The 18,671-nt window shown below is 31.8% G+C and carries 14 protein-coding genes; 5 read left to right on the forward strand and 9 right to left on the reverse strand.

Annotated features, from left to right (window positions below):
* Positions 1 to 10: 10 nt before the first annotated feature.
* The 4 genes from RCH18_RS02650 to RCH18_RS02665 all read left to right on the forward strand — a co-directional run bounded on the left by RCH18_RS02650 (position 11) and on the right by RCH18_RS02665 (position 4,763).
* Positions 11 to 1,360: a tetratricopeptide repeat protein gene (locus RCH18_RS02650; protein ID WP_326935215.1), complete on the forward strand. Its 1,350-nt coding sequence runs from the start codon at positions 11 to 13 to the stop codon at positions 1,358 to 1,360.
* Positions 1,360 to 2,145: a DUF4292 domain-containing protein gene (locus tag RCH18_RS02655; RefSeq protein WP_326935216.1), complete on the forward strand. Its 786-nt coding sequence runs from the start codon at positions 1,360 to 1,362 to the stop codon at positions 2,143 to 2,145. Before RCH18_RS02650 ends, RCH18_RS02655 begins: the two co-directional genes overlap by 1 nt.
* 23 nt (positions 2,146 to 2,168) lie before the next feature.
* Complete coding sequence (locus tag RCH18_RS02660) at positions 2,169 to 3,422, forward strand: murein hydrolase activator EnvC family protein (RefSeq protein WP_442788138.1); 1,254 nt, start codon at positions 2,169 to 2,171, stop codon at positions 3,420 to 3,422.
* A gap of 996 nt (positions 3,423 to 4,418) precedes the next feature.
* Positions 4,419 to 4,763, forward strand: coding sequence for a hypothetical protein (locus tag RCH18_RS02665; protein WP_326935218.1), 345 nt, complete (start codon positions 4,419 to 4,421; stop codon positions 4,761 to 4,763).
* A 215-nt stretch (positions 4,764 to 4,978) separates the two neighbouring features.
* On the opposite strand, the gene RCH18_RS02670 is transcribed toward RCH18_RS02665, so the two are convergent.
* From RCH18_RS02670 to RCH18_RS02680, 3 genes are all read right to left on the reverse strand, one after another.
* The gene (locus tag RCH18_RS02670; RefSeq protein ID WP_326935219.1) at positions 4,979 to 7,225 is read right to left on the reverse strand and encodes an inorganic phosphate transporter; all 2,247 of its coding nucleotides are present in this window, start codon (positions 7,223 to 7,225) and stop codon (positions 4,979 to 4,981) included.
* Positions 7,226 to 7,325: 100 nt separating this feature from the next.
* Positions 7,326 to 8,168 (reverse strand): polysaccharide deacetylase family protein, encoded by an 843-nt coding sequence (locus tag RCH18_RS02675; RefSeq protein ID WP_326935220.1) that lies wholly within the window; start codon positions 8,166 to 8,168, stop codon positions 7,326 to 7,328.
* Between the two features lie 15 nt (positions 8,169 to 8,183).
* Positions 8,184 to 9,218, reverse strand: a complete 1,035-nt coding sequence (locus tag RCH18_RS02680) for a hypothetical protein (RefSeq protein ID WP_326935221.1) — start codon at positions 9,216 to 9,218, stop codon at positions 8,184 to 8,186.
* A gap of 328 nt (positions 9,219 to 9,546) precedes the next feature.
* Here RCH18_RS02680 and RCH18_RS02685 point away from each other — a divergent pair, with 328 nt between their 5' ends.
* Positions 9,547 to 11,625, forward strand: coding sequence for a TonB-dependent receptor (locus tag RCH18_RS02685; RefSeq protein ID WP_326935222.1), 2,079 nt, complete (start codon positions 9,547 to 9,549; stop codon positions 11,623 to 11,625).
* A 162-nt stretch (positions 11,626 to 11,787) separates the two neighbouring features.
* Here RCH18_RS02685 and RCH18_RS02690 read toward each other — a convergent pair whose 3' ends face one another.
* The 6 genes from RCH18_RS02690 to RCH18_RS02715 all read right to left on the reverse strand — a co-directional run bounded on the left by RCH18_RS02690 (position 11,788) and on the right by RCH18_RS02715 (position 18,668).
* Positions 11,788 to 12,234, reverse strand: a complete 447-nt coding sequence (locus RCH18_RS02690; protein ID WP_442788139.1) for a c-type cytochrome — start codon at positions 12,232 to 12,234, stop codon at positions 11,788 to 11,790.
* Positions 12,235 to 13,359, reverse strand: coding sequence for a PQQ-dependent sugar dehydrogenase (locus RCH18_RS02695; protein ID WP_326935224.1), 1,125 nt, complete (start codon positions 13,357 to 13,359; stop codon positions 12,235 to 12,237). It abuts the gene before it with no gap.
* Positions 13,360 to 13,880: 521 nt separating this feature from the next.
* Positions 13,881 to 14,699 (reverse strand): peptidoglycan-binding protein, encoded by an 819-nt coding sequence (locus tag RCH18_RS02700; protein WP_326935225.1) that lies wholly within the window; start codon positions 14,697 to 14,699, stop codon positions 13,881 to 13,883.
* A gap of 328 nt (positions 14,700 to 15,027) precedes the next feature.
* Entirely contained in the window at positions 15,028 to 17,076 is a 2,049-nt protein-coding gene (locus RCH18_RS02705) for a phage tail sheath C-terminal domain-containing protein (protein ID WP_326935226.1), read from the reverse strand.
* Between the two features lie 786 nt (positions 17,077 to 17,862).
* Entirely contained in the window at positions 17,863 to 18,168 is a 306-nt protein-coding gene (locus RCH18_RS02710; protein WP_326935227.1) for a protease inhibitor I42 family protein, read from the reverse strand.
* A 98-nt stretch (positions 18,169 to 18,266) separates the two neighbouring features.
* The gene (locus tag RCH18_RS02715) at positions 18,267 to 18,668 is read right to left on the reverse strand and encodes a hypothetical protein (protein ID WP_326935228.1); all 402 of its coding nucleotides are present in this window, start codon (positions 18,666 to 18,668) and stop codon (positions 18,267 to 18,269) included.
* Positions 18,669 to 18,671: the final 3 nt, after the last annotated feature.

Here is an 18,671-nt window from a genome sequence, read left to right on the forward strand (position 1 = left end):
AGTCTGAATTATGAAAAGAAAGTTTTATATAGGTTTCATATTTGTTTTGCAATGCAATTCAGCTTTGCTGTGGGCACAAATAGAGCCTGAGGAAATTAAACTAGATACAGATCAATTTCAAGAACTTTTTTATGAATCGCTACTTCAAAAAGGAATTGAGAATTATGATAAAGCTATAATCGCGCTTGAAAAAGCCGATAAAATTAAAGCTAATGATGCGACCGTAAATTTTGAATTGGGTAAAAATTATTTTGCATTAAAAGAGTATAGTAATGCCTATAATTCATTTGAAAAAGCTGCCAAAAAAGACCCTAAAAATAAGTGGTTTTGGATGGGAATGTATGATGTGACTTTTCAAACTAAAAATCTGACGCAAGGAATTGCAATAATTAATAAATTAATAGAATTTGATCCTAAGTATAAAGAAGATTTAGCGTCGCTTTATATGGGATCTAAACAATTTGAAAAAGCGCTAATCTTAATTCAAGAACTGGACGAAACCATTGGAAAAACGGATCGTAGAGAATTGTATAAAAACCAAATATTATCAGAAGGGAAATTCCAAAATATTGAGATTAGTAATTTAATTTCTCAAATTGAAAAATACCCTGATAAAGAGTCGAATTATATAAGCTTGATTTTTTTATATTCTAAAAATAATGAGGAGAGTAAAGCTTTTGAGATTGTAAAAAAATTAGAAAAAGCAATCCCAAATTCAGAGTGGGCACAAGTTACTTTATTCAAAAATTATGTTGAAGAAAATGATGGTGCAAACGCCGTTAAGGCTATGAACACGGTTTTAGCAAGTTCGAAAATTGATTCTAAAATCAAACACCGTATTCTAAATGAATTTTTAATATTTTCGAATAAAAACCCACAATACGCTGCTGATTTAGAGAAAGCAGTTGGTTATTTTGAAAATGATAAATCTGTAAATGTTGCTCAAGAAATAGGAAAGTTTTATTATAATAAAAAACAATGGGAGAATGCCATTAAATATTTTGAAAACGCTCTTAACAATAGATCAGATGAATCTGTTGAAACGAATTTACTTTTACTTCAAGCGCTTACAGAAACAAAACAGTTTGATAATTTAGCAAAAAAAGCAGTTGTACTTCTGGAAAGCTATCCTACACAACCTCAGTTTTATTATTACGCAGGTTTAGCTAAAAATCATTTGCAGGAGTTTAAAAAAGCAAAAGATATATTAGAAATGGGCATAGATTATGTAGTGGAGAACAAGGAATTAGAAATTAATTTCAACATTCAATTAGGAGAAGCCTTTAACGGACTTGGAGATTTTAAGAAAAAAGACTTATTTTTCTCTAAAGCCAATCAATTATTAAAAGAAAAAAAGTAATGAAAAAAATAGTATTATTGGTAGTACTTTCCGCTTTTGTAGTCTCTTGTAAAACAAAAGCTATTGCAATTGCAGCGAGTAATGAGCCTGTAGAAACGGCCAGTTTTATGACAGCTAAAAAAATAATAGAGAAATATAATAACAATAAAAATCAATTTTCGACATTATATATTAAGTCAAGTGCACGTTATGCCGATGACAAACAAACGCAAAATGTTACCGCTGAGATACGAATCAAGAAAGACGAACAAATCTTAGTTAGCATTCGTTTTCTTGGAATAACTATGGCTAAAGCGCTGATTACGCCAACGTCTGTGAATTATTATGAAAAAATAGGGAGTAAGTATTTTGAAGGAGATTTTAGTAGTTTGAGTCAATGGTTAGGAACTGATTTAGATTATAATAAGATTCAAAACATGTTACTAGGACAGGCAATTGATGATTTAAGTAAGGGTAAATATTTAGAATCAATCTTTGAACAAACGTATCGTTTAGATGATCTATCGAATAAAAACACAAAAAAATCATTCTTTCTAGATTCTGATAAGTTTTTAGTTCAAAAGCAAGAAATCACTCAGACAGCTGAAGAGCGGATGATTAAGATTGCTTACGCAGATAGCAAAGTGTATAATGAAGCTATATTACCATCTAACGTGGTTATAAATACATTTCAAAAGAAAGGCAATACGGAAATAAATTTAGAGTATAACTCTGTTTCTTTCAACGAAGAACTTTCTTTTCCTTATAGTGTGCCAAGTGGGTACAAAAGAATTATAATTAAGTAAATTTGCAAAAATATTTTTTCAAGATGCCAAAATTTCTCCTAAGCCTAATTTTTATTTGTATGACTTCTTTATTATGGAGTCAGGAATCACAGCAAGAAAAGTTAGAAGAACGCAAAGCTCAAATTCAGAAAGAAATTAGAGAAAATGAAAAATTATTACAAAGCGTTAAGAAAAAAGAGAAATCAGCAGTAAATGTTGTCATCATTCAAAGCACTAAAATTAAACTTAAAGAAAAACTGATTAACACCACTGAAAAGCAAACTAAATTGCTTAGTAACGATATGTATATTAATCAAATGCAAATCAACAAACTCAAAAAGGAACTTGTAGATCTAAAAGAAGATTATGCTAAAATGATTGTAAAATCATATAAAAGCCGTTCAACTGAGAGTAGAGCCATGTTTATTTTATCTTCCGAAAGTTTTTTACAAGCCTATAAAAGAGCGCAGTATATGAAACAATATACAGGTTATAGAAAAATGCAAGGCGAAGAGATCAAAGTTAAATCAGATAAATTATTAGACTTTAATGATAAATTATCGATTCAAAAAACGGCGAAGCAAAAATTGATCGCTGAAAATAAAAAGGAACGTTTATCACTAGAAAAAGAAAAGCAAGAACAGTTGAAATTAGTTAATGTTCTTAAAAAAGATAAAACTAAGATTTCAAAAGAAATTGGTAAAAAACAACAAGAATATAGAATTGTAGACAGGCAAATTAATAAATTAATCAGGGAAGCTATTGCTGCCGCGAATAGAAAAGCGGCATTAGAAAAAGCTAAGGCGAATCCAAGTGCTCCAGTTTCTAAAGCTGCTGTTTCCTCTTCTAAAATTGAATTAACTCCAGAGGCAAAAATAATTGCTGATAATTTTAGATCTAATAAAGGAAGATTGCCTTATCCAGTAGAAAAAGGCTATGTTTCCTTGGGCTATGGAAATCAAACACATCCATTATTTAATACTATTACAGTACACAATAGTGGTGTTGAGATAACAACTGATAAAGGAGCAAGCGCAAGAGCTGTATTTGGTGGGGAAGTAACAAGCGTTATTGTTTTGTCACCCGTAAATAGAGCTGTAATGATACAGCATGGTGATTATTTTACGGTGTATCAAAATCTAAGTTCAGTAAATGTTAGTAAAGGTGATAAGGTAGGTATTAAACAAAATATAGGTACGGTAAGAACCAATGGTGAAACAGGAAAAACAATTATTAAATTTTTAATATTGCAAAACACAACTTACAACAATCCTGAAGGATGGTTATCAGGAAGATAAAATAATTGTTATTTAGTAAAAAAAGCACTTTTTAATTTTTAGGAATTGATAGTGTTTTTTTTGTGGAAGCAACTCAACAAACGAACACAATAGTATTGAAACTGCTCATTAAAACTGCCTCCAATTATCATGCTGGAAGCATTTCAACAAACAAAAGCGGAGGTATTGGGACGCTTCTAGCGTGACAAATAGTAATTGAGGGAAATTTAAAATGAATAGTGTAGTTCTTCACAACCCTAATTTCCTCCAATTGTCATTCTGGAAGCATCTTAGCAAACGAGAGCAACAGTCGTTCAACTCCTTACCACAACTGCCTCCAATTGTCATGCTGGAAGCATCTCAACAAACGAGAGCAAGAGTATTGGGTTTCAACAACCCTAATTTCCTCCAATTGTCATGCTGGAAGCATCTCAACAAACGAGAACAACAGTATTGGGTTTCAACAACCATAATTTCCTCCAATTGTCATGCTGGAAGCATCTCAACAAACGAGAACAACAGTATTGGGTTTCAACAACCCTTATTTCCTCCCACTGTCATGCTGGAAGCATCTCAACAAACAAAAGCGAAGGTATCGGGACGCTTCTAGCGTGACAAATAGTAATTGAGGGAAATTTAAAATGAATAGTGCAGTTCTTCACAACCCTTATTTCCTCCAATTGTCATGCTGGAAGCATCTTAGCAAACGAGAGCAACAGTCGTTCAACTCCTTACCACAACTGCCTCCAATTGTCATGCTGGAAGCATCTCAACAAACGAGAACAACAGTATTGGGTTTCAACAACCCTAATTTCCTCCAATTGTCATGCTGGAAGCATCTCAACAAACAAAAGCGAAGGTATTGGGACGCTTCCAGCGTGACAAATAGTAATTGAGGGAAATTTAAAATGAATAGTGCAGTTCTTCACAACCCTTATTTCCTCCAATTGTCATTCTGGAAGCATCTTAGCAAACGAGAGCAACAGTCGTTCAACTCCTTACCACAACTGCCTCCAATTGTCATGTTGGAAGCATCTCAACAAACGAGAGCAAGAGTATTGGGTTTCAACAACCCTAATTTCCTCCAATTGTCATGCTGGAAGCATCTCAACAAACGAGAGCAAGAATATTGGGTTTCAACAACCCTTATTTCCTCCAATTGTCATGCTGGAAGCATCTCAACAAACGAGAGCAAGAGTATTGGGTTTCAACAACCATAATTTCCTCCAATTGTCATTCTGGAAGCATCTTAGCAAACGAGAACAACAGTATTGGGTTTCAACAACCCTTATTTCCTCCAATTGTCATGCTGGAAGCATCTCAACAAACAAAAGCGAAGGTATTGGGACGCTTCCAGCGTGACAAATAGTAATTGAGGGAAATTTAAAATGAATAGTATAGTTCTTCACAACCCTTATTTCCTCAAATTGTTATGCTGGAAGCATCTTAGCAAACTCGAGTAACAGTATTGACACGCTTGAGCTTAACAAATCGAATGTAAAAACGACAACATAAACTGTAGTGAAACGCTACTAGTGTGGGCAATAGTCCTTAAAATGCAATTCAAAGTATTTAAATTAATTCTTATTCAATTTATTAAACTCTTTAAATAACTCCAATAAATTAGTTATTGATTTTACTAAATCATTTACTTCTAACAACAATGCAAAATAAAGTTTGCTGTTTTTGGGACTAGTTTCTGTAGTTCTAATGGTTTCAATTTGTTTTGAAATTAAATTAGAAACGGTATCTAATAGAATTTGTTTGTCATTTAAAACCAGATCAATTTTATAAAAATCCTCGTTTTTGAAACTTTCCTCCAAAGAATATAACAATTGTTGCAACTGTTGATCAATAGTTTTCAAACCTTTAATTTGATTGAATTTTAATTTCTTATGATTATTATTAACGTGTGAATAACTGTTAGACGTAATAAAATCAATAGACTGAACCATATCTTGTAAATAACCTAAAATTAAAATATAGAATTTACTGGCTTCAACTGAATTATCATCTAAATTTTTGATAAAGTAAAAAACATTGCTTTTTAATTCATCGATCTCTTTTTCAAGTTTCTTTTGGTCTTTTTTGTTCTGTTTTAATTTTGCTAGATCTTGTAAGCTTAAATTATCTATTAAATTAGAATATAACGCACTGGTTTTACGGAATACTTTTGCAATTTGAGACGAACTCTCAGTGATCATTTCATTAACGGTTCCTATGTCTTCCCTGCGAAGGCTTTTAACTTCCTCTTCTTCTTTAATTTTCACTTTATGTTTTCTAGAACTTCTGTATAGCATGATCCCCAATAAAAGTAGTAATCCAACAAAGGCAAAAACTTCACCTACTTTTAAAATATAGGCCATGATAAATGCTAATATAAAAGCAACAAATGCGGTGAAAAACCAGCCACCTATTACTTTAAAAACACCTGCGATTCTATAGACAGCACTTTCTCTATCCCAAGCTCTATCCGCAAATGAACTACCCATTGCCACCATAAAAGTTACATAAGTTGTTGAAAGAGGTAATTTTAAAGAAGTACCAATAGAAATTAGAATACTGGCTACCATTAAATTTACCGAGGCACGAACCATATCAAAAGCGGGTTCGTCTTTAGTGTTTTTTGTTGGCTTGGTAACACTTTTAAAACGTTCATCAATTTTTATCTGTAATTTATTTGGTAAAAAATAATTAATGCCTTCTCCAATGTTTACCCCTAATCTTACAATAAATCTTGAAGCAGTATTGGGTGAAAATTTTTCTACTCCATCTCCTTGTCGAGAAAGATTAACACCCGTTTCAATAACACTTTTAGCTTTTTTAGAAGTCCATAATGTAATCACCATCACAACACCAGCTAATAATAAAAAATAAAAGGGAGCTACAATGTCATCATTTGCTAGAGCACCCATCATAAAATCATCGCCAGAGATTCCGCTTCCTTGAAAAATTTGGTACGAATTGAATGCAGCAATTGGAACACCAATAAAATTTACCAAGTCATTTCCAGCAAAAGCCAGTGCTAAGGCAAAGGTTCCAATTAGAATAATAACACGTAAGATATTGACTTTAAAAAAACTGATTAATATTTGAGAAAGAATCAGAAAGATTACAAAATTAACTCCTAATATCAGAAATTGATGGTGATCAATCCATGCAAATTGTTCCTTTGAAATAAAAGAAACTCCTTTTAAACCTTTAATTAATATAAAAAAAGTAATTGCTGAAATGGCAACGCCTCCAAAAATGGCTCCAAAGTATTTGAGCTTTTTTTCATAATGAAAAGTAAATATTAATCGCGAAATATATTGAATTAAACTACCTAAGGAAAAGGATAAAAGCACTGAAAGAAGAATACTGTAAACAATTGTAGAGGCTTTCTTAGTATTTATATACATTCCTAGATTATCAAAAGAATCATCAGTACTATATATTTTGTAAAGCGCTAAGCAAACAGCTGCTCCTAATAATTCAAAAATAATGGAAACTGTAGTTGAAGTAGGTAATCCCAAAGAATTAAATACGTCCAACAACAAAATATCAGTGATCATCACCGCAAGGAAAATAATCATTACATCATTAAAACTGAACATACTAGGAACAAATATACCACTTCGGGCAATTTCCATCATTCCACTGGAAAACATAGCCCCAACAAGAACTCCAAGACTGGCTACGATCATTGTAGTTTTGAAAGACACAGCCTTAGAACCAACAGCAGAATTTAAAAAGTTAACGGCATCGTTACTTACACCTACCATTAAATCGATGATAGCTAAAATCCCTAGTGCAATTAACATTATCACATAAATCTGCTCCATAGAATTTTGAATTTAATTTTGTACAAAAGTCCTTTAAGAAATTTATTTAGATGTTAAATTAACGTTATTAAAAAGTTATGTATTACATGTACAATGGTTGCTAAAAGGAAGTTTCTATGGAGTTCATCATTCTTTCCGTTGACCATGTTCCAGAAACTATAATTCTTCTAATGGTATATAGCGGATCTACTGAATCCCTTTTTGTCGATAGGATAAAAGCCATTTTATGACCACTCTTTTTTAATTCAGCGATTGCTTCAGTATTCCATAATCCGAAAGGATAGGCAAAATCAGTTAATGGTTTTTCAATTATGTCTTCTAATTTTGCCTTTGGTTTAACTAATTGCACATTCCAATCTTGACCGGTATATTTAGTAACTCTATGATGATCCCATGTATGTGCAGCAACAACATGTCCCTGATCTGATAGATTTTTAATTTGCTCTAAACTCATATAACCAGGTCGGTTAATTGATACTGTCATTATAAAAAATACACCTTTAAAACCATATTTTTTCATTTCGGCTGCGCCAATATCATATTGCTCATCTCTAGTATCATCAAAAGTTATCATGATGGGTTTTTCAGGTAATGCAATATCATACGCTAAATAATCATATAATTGTTCAGGCAAAATTGTTTGATAACCAGCTTGCGCCAATGCTTTCATTTGAGCAGCAAATTCAGGCGGTTTCACTGAATAAACTTTTGTCATTTCACCCGATTCAGCATTGAAGTCTTTTATATTATGATAGCACAAGATGGGTACTTCTTTCTTTGCAAGAATGGTTGCTGCATCGGCCATAACTTTCTTAACAATGATTTGCTTTTTTGGAACAGCTATAGTTTCAACTGCAACTTCAGGAACAGTCTTGCGAGTTTCTGGTTGACAACTTACCAAACATAAAAAGCCAACATACATTGAAAAGAGGTTATATTTCATATTGCGCTATTTAATTTACTGGTATTGAATGTATAAGGGTTTTGGGGTGAATTTTACTAATTCTTCAGGCTGATATATTTTCCAATCGTTCCAATTATCATTTTTATAAAATAATTTGAAACCTGTAAATTGGACAGGTTCTCTATAAATATAACTTAGGTAAGTAGATCTTTTTAATACTTTACTACCAAAACCATCCATGTGTATCACAATTTGAACTTCTGGTACTATTTTAATGTTTTTATAATTCTTAATCATTCCTTGAGTAAATCGATGTACTACTAATACTTTTGGTGGAAGATTGTTTTTTCGCACTTCATCAGCTAAAATATCAATTGCATCATTGATGTCATTAGCGGTAAAATATCCAATTTTTGAACCTGGGCGCTCTCCATTTTTCATTGAAAATTCAGGATCAATTCCTAAGTGCACGTTGGGTAAAGCAAAATAGGATCTTAATTGCTCTACTTCTTCTTTAACCGTACTATGTCCCACCTGAATATCTAAAAACACTAAGGCATCAATAGGTTTTGCCCAGCTGATCACGGTGTCAATTTGTTTAAAAGGCATTCTTAAGCGATGCATGTTATTTTTTCCTGGTGCGCCTTGAGCAGTAACCGCAATGTAATGTAATGCTGGAATTGCTTTAACAGTGGAGTCAGCAGCTTGCCAATTAGCTACTTCGCCTTTAAGCTTAGCAATCATTTCTTGACGGGGATATTCTCCTAAAACACCCATTCTAGTAGAATATAAGTTTCCATAAAAAGCAATAATTCTGTTATAAGGCAGGATCGCACCAGGCAATGGATATGGTGTTTTTACAGGCCATCTTCCTGTTGTGTCGTTATTGCTTAAAACAATCATTCTTTTATTATAATCTACAGTGTCAATAGTTAAAGTTTTTTTCTGTTCAACTGAATCTATTTTTACACTATCTTTTAAAATTATATTATCCTCTGTTTCAATTCCATTGGCTTTGCTTCGATTACAAGAAATGGTAATTAGTGACAATATAGTAATCGTTGCTATTGATAATGCTATTTTATTCATAATGGTTTTTTTCGAAGTGGTTTATACAGGTTAATGTAGACATTTTTTATTTTCACAAGTTTTACAAAGATAACCGTTTAAAGGAGTGGTTGATTTATATATCTTGCTACTTAAAATGAATTTATTATATAATTTACGGTTTTTACTTCCAAAGAAAAGGGTAATTAGGATTATCAATTGTATGAAAATTTAATACAATTAATTCTATAAATAAAAAAAGTATCGTAGCACATGACAATTAGATTTAATTAGTAACGGATTGATTATTAAAAATAATAAATAAGCACTAATTTTAACTTTTTAATTATTCATCAAAAAAACTACCCTTTTGTTTAAATATTTTATTTGTAGCCTCAGTTTATTTATTAGTTCTACTTCAGCTTTTAGTCAAATAAAGAAAGACACTATTGCTCTTTCTGGAATTACTTTACAAGGTTCACCTATTAAAAATCTATTGCAAAACTCGGCGGCTTCTGTTGCTGTGATTAGCAGTATTGATATTGCTAAAAGTGACGGTATTATACTTACTCCAATTTTAAATAAAATTCCGGGTGTCACTATGCAGCAAGGGGCTTTGAATACCAATAGAATTACCATTCGTGGTATAGGAGCAAGATCACAATACGGTACTAATAAAATTAAAGCTTATTTTGATGGGATTCCGTTGACTTCCAGTGAAGGGGAAACTACTTTTGACGATATTGACTTAGCCTCTATAGAAAAGATAGAAATCATAAAAGGGCCAAATGCTACTAGTTTTGGTTCTGGTTTAGGAGGAGTGATTCAGTTATTTTCTAGAGAAACGCCATCATTAAAATCCTTTGGAAAATTGACAACCACTTTTGGAAGTTTTGGATTAGTACAACAACGACTTTCTGCAGGATATAGCGATGCGAAAACGAATTTATTTACTAGTTATACTGATCTAGAAGTAGATGGATATAGAGTGAATAGTGCCTACAAAAGAAAATCATTTAATTTGCATGGCAAACAAAAAATAGGCACTAAAGGCAATTTATCGTTTTTAGGAGTCTTTACTCGATTGAAAGCTTTTATCCCAAGTTCTATAAATGAAACAGATTTAAAAAACAATCCTGACAGAGCTGCTAGCAATTGGGCAGCAGCTAAAGGATTTGAATCTTATGATAAAGTAATGGTTGGATTAGGATATGAACATCGATTTTCCAACAAATGGTCTATACAAACTAGTTTATTCTCTAATTTAAAAAATGCTTATGAGCCACGACCTTTCGACATTATTGATGATAAAACGATCGCAATTGGATATCGAGCAAACGTAAATTATAAGGATAGATTACTGAATTTACCATTGGAATTAAGTTTGGGAACTGAAACGCAATATGAAAATTATAACTATGCACTTTTTAGAAATTTATATCAGTCGCAACCCAGTCAAGGAAGTATACAAGGCGATAAATTTAGCGCTATGAAGCAAAATCGAAATTACAGCAATTACTTTTTGCAAATGGTGCTTCTACTTTCAGATAGATTGCATTTAGAAACAGGTTTAGCGCTCAACAGTACTAATTATTCATTAAAAAATGTATTTGAAAATACAACAACTGGAGTAAAAGAACCTTTTAGTTTTGGTACGGTTTTGTCTCCAAGAGTGGGTTTATCTTATAAAATTATCAACGGCAAAAACTTGTTTGCATCGTTGAGCAATGGATTTTCAACACCTTCGGTTGCTGAGACGTTGACTCCCGATGGACAGATAAATACTAATTTGAAACCCGAAATAGGATGGAATTATGAAATGGGTTTTAAAGGGAATTGGCTTAAAAATAAGTTATACACAGAAATAACTTTATACAGCACACAAATAACAAACTTATTAGTCGCAAGACGCACCGCCGAAGATCAATTTGTTGGTATCAATGCAGGCAGTAGTTCACATAGCGGATTGGAATTTTTAGTCAACTATAATTGTGTACTATGGAATAATCTAACAATCACACCTTATTTTTCAGGAGCAGTAAATAATTTTAAGTTTCAGGAGTTTATAGATGGCAACGCTGATTATTCAGGAAATCAATTGACGGGTGTTCCCCAAAAGCAATTTAATTTTGGACTCGATTTGAATATAAAAAATGGTTTTAGTATCAACAGCTCATTCAGAACGATGGGCAAAATTCCATTAAATGATTCCAACGCTAAATATAGCGAGCGCTATTCCTTACTTGATTTAAAAACCACTTATGTTTTTACAGTTATTAAAAACATAAAAATAGAGCTAAATGCTGGGGTTAATAACGTTTTAGACACTAAGTACGCGGCTAATATTTTACCTAATGCTGTTGGTTTTGGAGCTGCTGCACCGCGTTATTTTTATCCTGGAAATCCTGTGAATTATTATGGAGGTTTATCAGTGGGGTATCTTTTTTAGTAAAAAAAATCGCTTTTCTAAAAAGTAATTATTATCAAAACAAACTATTTTTGTTGTCACATTAGGTTACTTTTTTAACCATTAAGAAAATTAAGTAATATTAAGACAAAATTAAATTTCTTAATGTTCTTAATGGTTTTATAAATTAAATCGCCATTAAATCTATTTTTTTATTGCTGCTACTTCGCTTACGGTAACAATTTTAGTTTGTTTATTACTCCAAGAGGTCATAATATAATTCATTACATCAGCAACTTCTTGGTCTGAAAGTCCCATTGCTGGCATAGCGTTATTATACTTAATATTATTAACAACTATTTCGCCACTTTGTCCAAACTTGACCGCTGCTATACTTTCTTTTCTTTTATTTTTCAACCAGTCAGAACCGTCGAGCGAAGGGAAGTTCTTTAAATCCCCTTTACCATTAGCTCCGTGGCATTGGATACAAAAATCAAGATATATTTCCTTTCCCGGTGATTGTGTTTTTACTAAAGTTTTATTTTTTGTTTCCAAATCAAAATATTTTTCATTTGAAAATGGATTACAAAGCGAAATCCCAGTCATCGCAATTGCGGTAAAACCAATTAATAATCTTGTTGTCAATAGCATTTAGTTTGGTATAATTTTAACGATTCCTTTTCCTTCGACACCCATATAAATAAAGCCATCTGGTCCTTGCTTAACGTCTCTTAATCGGCCAACGTCTGTTGCTATTTTTTGTCTTCCCACTACTTCATTTCCTTTTAGTTTAACCAATTCAAGATATTGAAACTTCAAAGAACCTACAAGTAAATGACCTGTCCAGTTAGGATATTTATCGCCGGATACAAATGCCATTCCGCTAGGAGCAATCGATGGCACCCAGTAATATATAGGTTTTTCCATTCCTGGTTTTTCAGTTTCTAAACTAATTGTCGATCCGTCATAATCAATACCATAGGTTATTACTGGCCATCCATAATTAGTTCCTTTTTTTATAATATTAATTTCATCTCCACCTTTTGGTCCGTGTTCATGTGCCCAAATAGCGCCTGTTACAGGATTTTTTGCCATTCCCTGAGGATTTCTATTTCCGTAGCTAAACGCAGCTTCTTTAGCGCCATCCTTCCCCACAAAAGGATTGTCTTTAGGAATGCTTCCGTCATCATGTAGTCGGTAGATTTTTCCGCCATCGCGGGTTATATCTTGTGGGTTCACCATATTTTCTCCACGGTCACCTATAGAAAAATACAAGTAACCATGATTGTCAAATGCTATTCGGGATCCAAAATGTTGCCCTTTACTAGTATTAGGTGTCGCTTTATAAAGTGATTGTATTTGAGTTAAACTACCATCTTGTAATTTAGCTCTAATAAGTTTTGTATTCCCGCCATTGCCTTCGCCTTCTTCAGAAGAGTAGGTGATATAAATCCATCCATTTTTAGTATAATTAGGATGCAGAGCAATGTCTAATAATCCACCTTGGCCACGAGTGTAAACTTTTGGTACATTTTTAATTTCAGTCTTTACACCATTTTTAATATGATAAAGCACTCCACTTTTTTCAGTAACAAGCATTGAACCGTCAGGCAACCAGTCCATTCCCCACGGAATGGCAATATCTGCTGCTACAACTTCTAAAGTGTAATTTTTAACATCATCTTTTATGGCAATATCATTAGGCTTGACTTGTGCATCACAACTGAAAGAAAGGAATGCAAAAACAGAAAGTGATAGTATAGCTATTTTTTTCATCTGAATAAATTTTATAAATGTAAAATTAATTTTAAAGATAATAAAAGAGCCATTAAAATTTTAAATGTTGATAAAGTTTTGGTTAGAATTAACATAATAAAGTATTAGGTACGATGTTTTTGACAAGCACCTGCAATGTGATAGTGTATATGTGAATCTTACATTATACTTTTTAGCAGAAAAGGACATATATTATTTATATAAGTAATAATAACAAATATTAAAACCATGTTTAATTATCGTCTAATAGATTACGGCTAAAATCTAAAAAGAAATTTTATAACTGAAAATTATATCCCACGCAATTAAGCGATAAAAAATCTTTACACTTTTACATATTTTTTTCTGTTGAGGTAAAGAAGACTATCCAAGAAAAATACACACTTAAACTTCATTGTCATGATCTTGATTGCAGTTAAATTCTCAAGGAAATATGCTTTAACCTTGCTTAAATAAATAGTAAGAGCTATGAAACATTTCTTACTACTAATAACCTGTTATTTCACCTAATTTATTAATTTTTATACAAGAGACTTTATGGAGAAAAAATCAATTTTTGATTGTTTGTAATTTCTTATCCTGTTCACTACCGCATTACCATTAGCAGATCCCGAGCCGTTTGTATTTCCTTCTATGGTTTCAATAACATCTCCACTAACATTTATAACTATGCCTGTATGTGTCCAATCATGAAGAGTTCTTTGTATTAAAAAAACATCTCCAGGTTTTATCAAGGCAGGATTTCTACGCGCTACTTGAAATCGGGTCAAGATGTTTTTTTGAAGTCCAGTTGTGCCTACTGTATCGCAACTATAAGTTAACGGCATCAAAGTTTTGAAGTTTTTACCTTGAATTGAAGCAGCTTGATCTAAAATTGTTTGTACAAAACCCATACACCATAACCATGTATTACCTTCATGGCCGTCCATATAGGCCCGAACCCATGGTCCTGAATTAGTTTGTTGATTAATGACCAATTCAAAAGGGTTATTTATCAAATGATTTTTTGCCACATTAATAATTAATTCTCTAAGGTTATTGCCAGTTATTGTTCCTGTAAATGATTTTTTCATAGGTGAAACAAGTAAATCAAATAGGGCTTGATTGACAACACCGGTTTGCGACAGTGATTTTGCTTTTTGAAAATTCATAACAGCCTTTTCAGTAGCTGGACCAAAATCGCCATCAATTCCTGTAGCAGTCCCAGAACTAGGGTTTTGCAGTGAGAATAAACTAAGCCAAGATTGAATTTTTTCAATTTCTTTCTTATTATTATTTACTCCTCTTCTTTGTTGAGTTGCTTTAAGAAGCAACTCTTTTTGATAGAATGTTTTTTGCATGATTACAATTTTTTAAGTTATGAATTGTTAAGAAAAAAACCAGCAAGAAATAATTTGCTTCGTTTTTAAGGCGCAAATCATTTTATTTTAAGGAAAATACTTAAAAATTAATTAATAGTTTTAATGTAAATTTTTTTTAAAGCTATGGTTTACCAATAGTGTTATGCTATATTTCTTAATTCGCTCAAAATATATAACTCGATAGCTAATTTTGATTTTTACTTTTATTTTAAAAAAGGTAGATCAAGACAAAGGTTAAATTCTATTTTAAACTCGTACTTAAACTATCTTATTAGTGCTATCGCTTTGTCAAACATTGTTTTAGCTATTAAATCTCTTGCATTTTCTGAGAAAATTTTATAATAATGAATTCGGCAGGTCGTAGTGGAGCCATTCCTATTTCTATAATCAATCTACCTTTCAAAACATCTAAATCTGACATTGATTGTCCCAAACCGACTTTTACATAAAATGCCTGTTCGGGCTTCGCACCAGTAAGTGCTCCAGATCTCCATTGCAAGACCAAGAAATCTTCTATCATAACGCTCACGCGAATCCAAGTATTGGCATCATTTGGTTCAAAAACAAATTGTTTTAGTGATTTTTTAATAGATTCTTGGATCATATTAAAAAATCTTCGCACGGAAATATATCTCCATTCACTATCATTTCCTGCAAGAGTCCGCGCTCCCCAAATAAGAATCCCTTTACCAGCAAAATGTCTGATAGCATTAATTGATTTGTCTGCTATTGTGTCAATATTTAAAACTTCTTGATCAATATTTGTAATAGTAATTGTTGGTTTAATTACATAATTCAATGCCACATTAGCAGGAGCTTTCCATACACCACTATTGCTATCAATTTTAGCATATACGCCTGCAATGGAGCTACTAGGCGGCATAATTACTGATAAATCTGAAATTTGCGCTTTAATGATATTATATGTTGCATTGTCAATGGATTCAATATCGGCTAAAGATTTTCGATTAATTATACCTTTGCTTTCATCAATTGCATCTATAAGTTCTAGTTCAGTTGTTATAGTTTCCAAAAGCGCTGGAATAGGAGCAAAAATATTTCTTGCTATTGTTAAAGTATCTTTAGGTAAACCTAAAATGGGAGTATAGTTTAACAATTTTTGAATCTCGTCTATTATATTTACTGCATTTGTTTTTACGAGATTTTTAATTTCAGCATCACTATGCGCATTTTTAATTTGTAAGCTTAAATTCTTAATATTCTTTTTAATGCTTTCAATGTTATTTGTGTCTTCAAATACAGTAATAAATGATGATGTAGCGGCTCGAATTCTATCATTATTAATAGTTGATTTTTCCAGAGATGCAATAGCAGAAGTACATGCATCTTTCACTAAGTTTTTTTGGGCTGTTATATTCTTCAAATCTTTATTAAGTGCTTTAACTAAAATAGAAAAATCAGCTTTTTTAACAAGTGTAAATACGCCAATATCCAAGTTGTCAAACCCGAATGGACTTTCAATATAAGTAATAACAGCGGCTATCGAACCCATAATTGTATCATCAGTAATAGTTATGAGACTTGAAATAATAGACAGCAATCTTACTTTAGCTGCCCTAAAATCATTGAGTGATTTTATAAGTACATCAGCAGTATAAGAAAGGTGATTAATCATCACATCCTTTTCGTTGTATTTATAATTTAAAATAGTTTCTAAATGTGGATAGTAAACAGCCCCATACTGTAAGTAATTTTTTTCTAGATTTATGTTGCTTCTTAAAGTTGCTGTGTCTTCTAAACTATTTTTTGATTCGCGAGTATCAATGATTGTAAAACGATCTTGCATCTCATGGCATTGAATTAGTGCATTGCTATAAAGCGAATAAAAATCAACCTTACTTAATGATTTTGCATCAGGAAAAAGAATCAATGTTGGTTCATCTCCGGTTTTCAATACATTAAGACCATTATTTAAAGATAATAAAGTTATTGTATTTTCATTTTTGTGCTCATCTTTATAAGTTTCAACTGCTATGATATAGCACGGACCACCGCCATTGGCAAAATACATTTGTAATGCATAATGCATTAAAAAAGAGTTAGGATTATTAGGTGGATTTACGTGTATGACACGTTGCAAACTTCCATAGAGTAACATATCTACAATGTTTACTGAAATCGAATTTTCTGGATAAGCTGCTCCGTAATTACTCTCAAATTCTAGTAGTGAAGAAATTCGTTTAGGGATATTAATTAGGTCGTTGTCTATGTTTTCTTTAGCTTTTTCAGTATACCCAATAAATGCCGGAATTGCTGTTTCTACCTTTATTATCAGAGGCGGAAAGTTGACAACTTCTTCATTATAAACGCCAGGTGTTTTATATTTATTTGGCATAAGTAACTGTTTTAAATAAAGATTTTTAAGTCACATTTTATAATTGTATTTAGAACAACATTTAAAGACAACAAACGATTATTTTTTGTTAAGGCCTTATAAAGAGTGTACAGATTTTTAATTTTATAATAACTATTTAAATAGTAGATTTCAAATAATTTAAATATACTATTTGCTACTTTATTTGCACATTTTTAAAATGTTTCGGTCAGGTCTTTAATACAATCTACTAAAGCAACAATCTGTATATAGAATGAAATTTGGTTTGGTAAAAAGGAGAAATAAAGAAATTACTTGTTTAATAGTTGATGTTTATTTTTTACACCTTGCAATTGTTATAAATTATCATAATTTGATTAAACACGAGACATAATTATTTTAATTTTGGTAGTCAGAGTGAAACTATTTTAAAAAATAAAATACTCAAGTTTTATCTTTGGCAAGCTTTCAACTAAGTTATAGGTACAGAATACTTTCGTATTTAGCTTTTGTAATTTAATTACTTATATGTTGTTAATTTAACGCTAATCAACCATTCATTAGCCTTATAAATTCAAAACTTATAAAAGATTATATTGAAAACTTACACGGCTTATATGGTAAAAAATAAAGGCATTATTTTCTTCTAATTACTTACTTTCTAATTTCTGCAATTACTTTGATGATTACAATACGAATTAGGCGTTACCACTAAAATACAAAACCAAAAATAAAATAGTATGGATTGATCTTTTTACTTTTTACTTTTAAGCATTTTATAACGCCATTAAATTTTTGTTTATAATTTTAACTTTCTATGGTAATACTAAAAGTCTCCTCTGTATCATTTTCCCAAGGATTTCCAAGTGCAATATGCAACTCACTAGTGCCCTCGCTAATGACATCAATATAAAATGTATGCATTCCGCCCCCACCAATACCAGAACCCGCTAACGTATTTTCATTTTTTTTCACTTGCAACTGTTTGTCATCAATAGATTTTATTTTCCATACATATCCTGTTGTTGCATTTTCTGCTAAGTCTATTTGAATAACATCTCCTTTATGAGCTACTATTTTTTTTCCACTAAAAGATTTATCTATGATAGCCATTGTTTTATGTTTTTAAATTAATAGATAAAAAACAGCTGAAAAGTATTTACATAATGATAATCACTTAAACACTTTTCAGATGTTTCAAAGATACAAGATTACCAAACGTAAATTTGGGTCACTTGACCGTTTTCAAGTAGATAGTTGATCGGTGAGTTTTTGATTTTTGCGGCGTTTGCCACTATATTAAGTGACTCGTTAGCTGAATCAATACTGTTAGCTAATTTCAACCAACCTACGCCTACTACGCTTATCCACGCGTTTCTTGTTTCATTAGTTGAAAACAATCCGTTTATCCTCTTATCATTATTCCAAACTCCTGCGCCAAAACTATCTTCTGCATCACCACTACTTGTGAATGGTGGATCTAAAGTTGGTTTAGTTTCACTATCATTCATTGATACAGAACTACTTGAATTTTCTAAATGTAAAGATGGTACACTTGCTTCCCCGGACTCATCTTGAGCTATTGGTGGATTTTTTACTGGTGACTTTGCCATGAT

It is taken from the genome of Flavobacterium sp. PL11, from assembly GCF_035985025.1.
In the GTDB taxonomy this organism is placed as follows: domain Bacteria; phylum Bacteroidota; class Bacteroidia; order Flavobacteriales; family Flavobacteriaceae; genus Flavobacterium.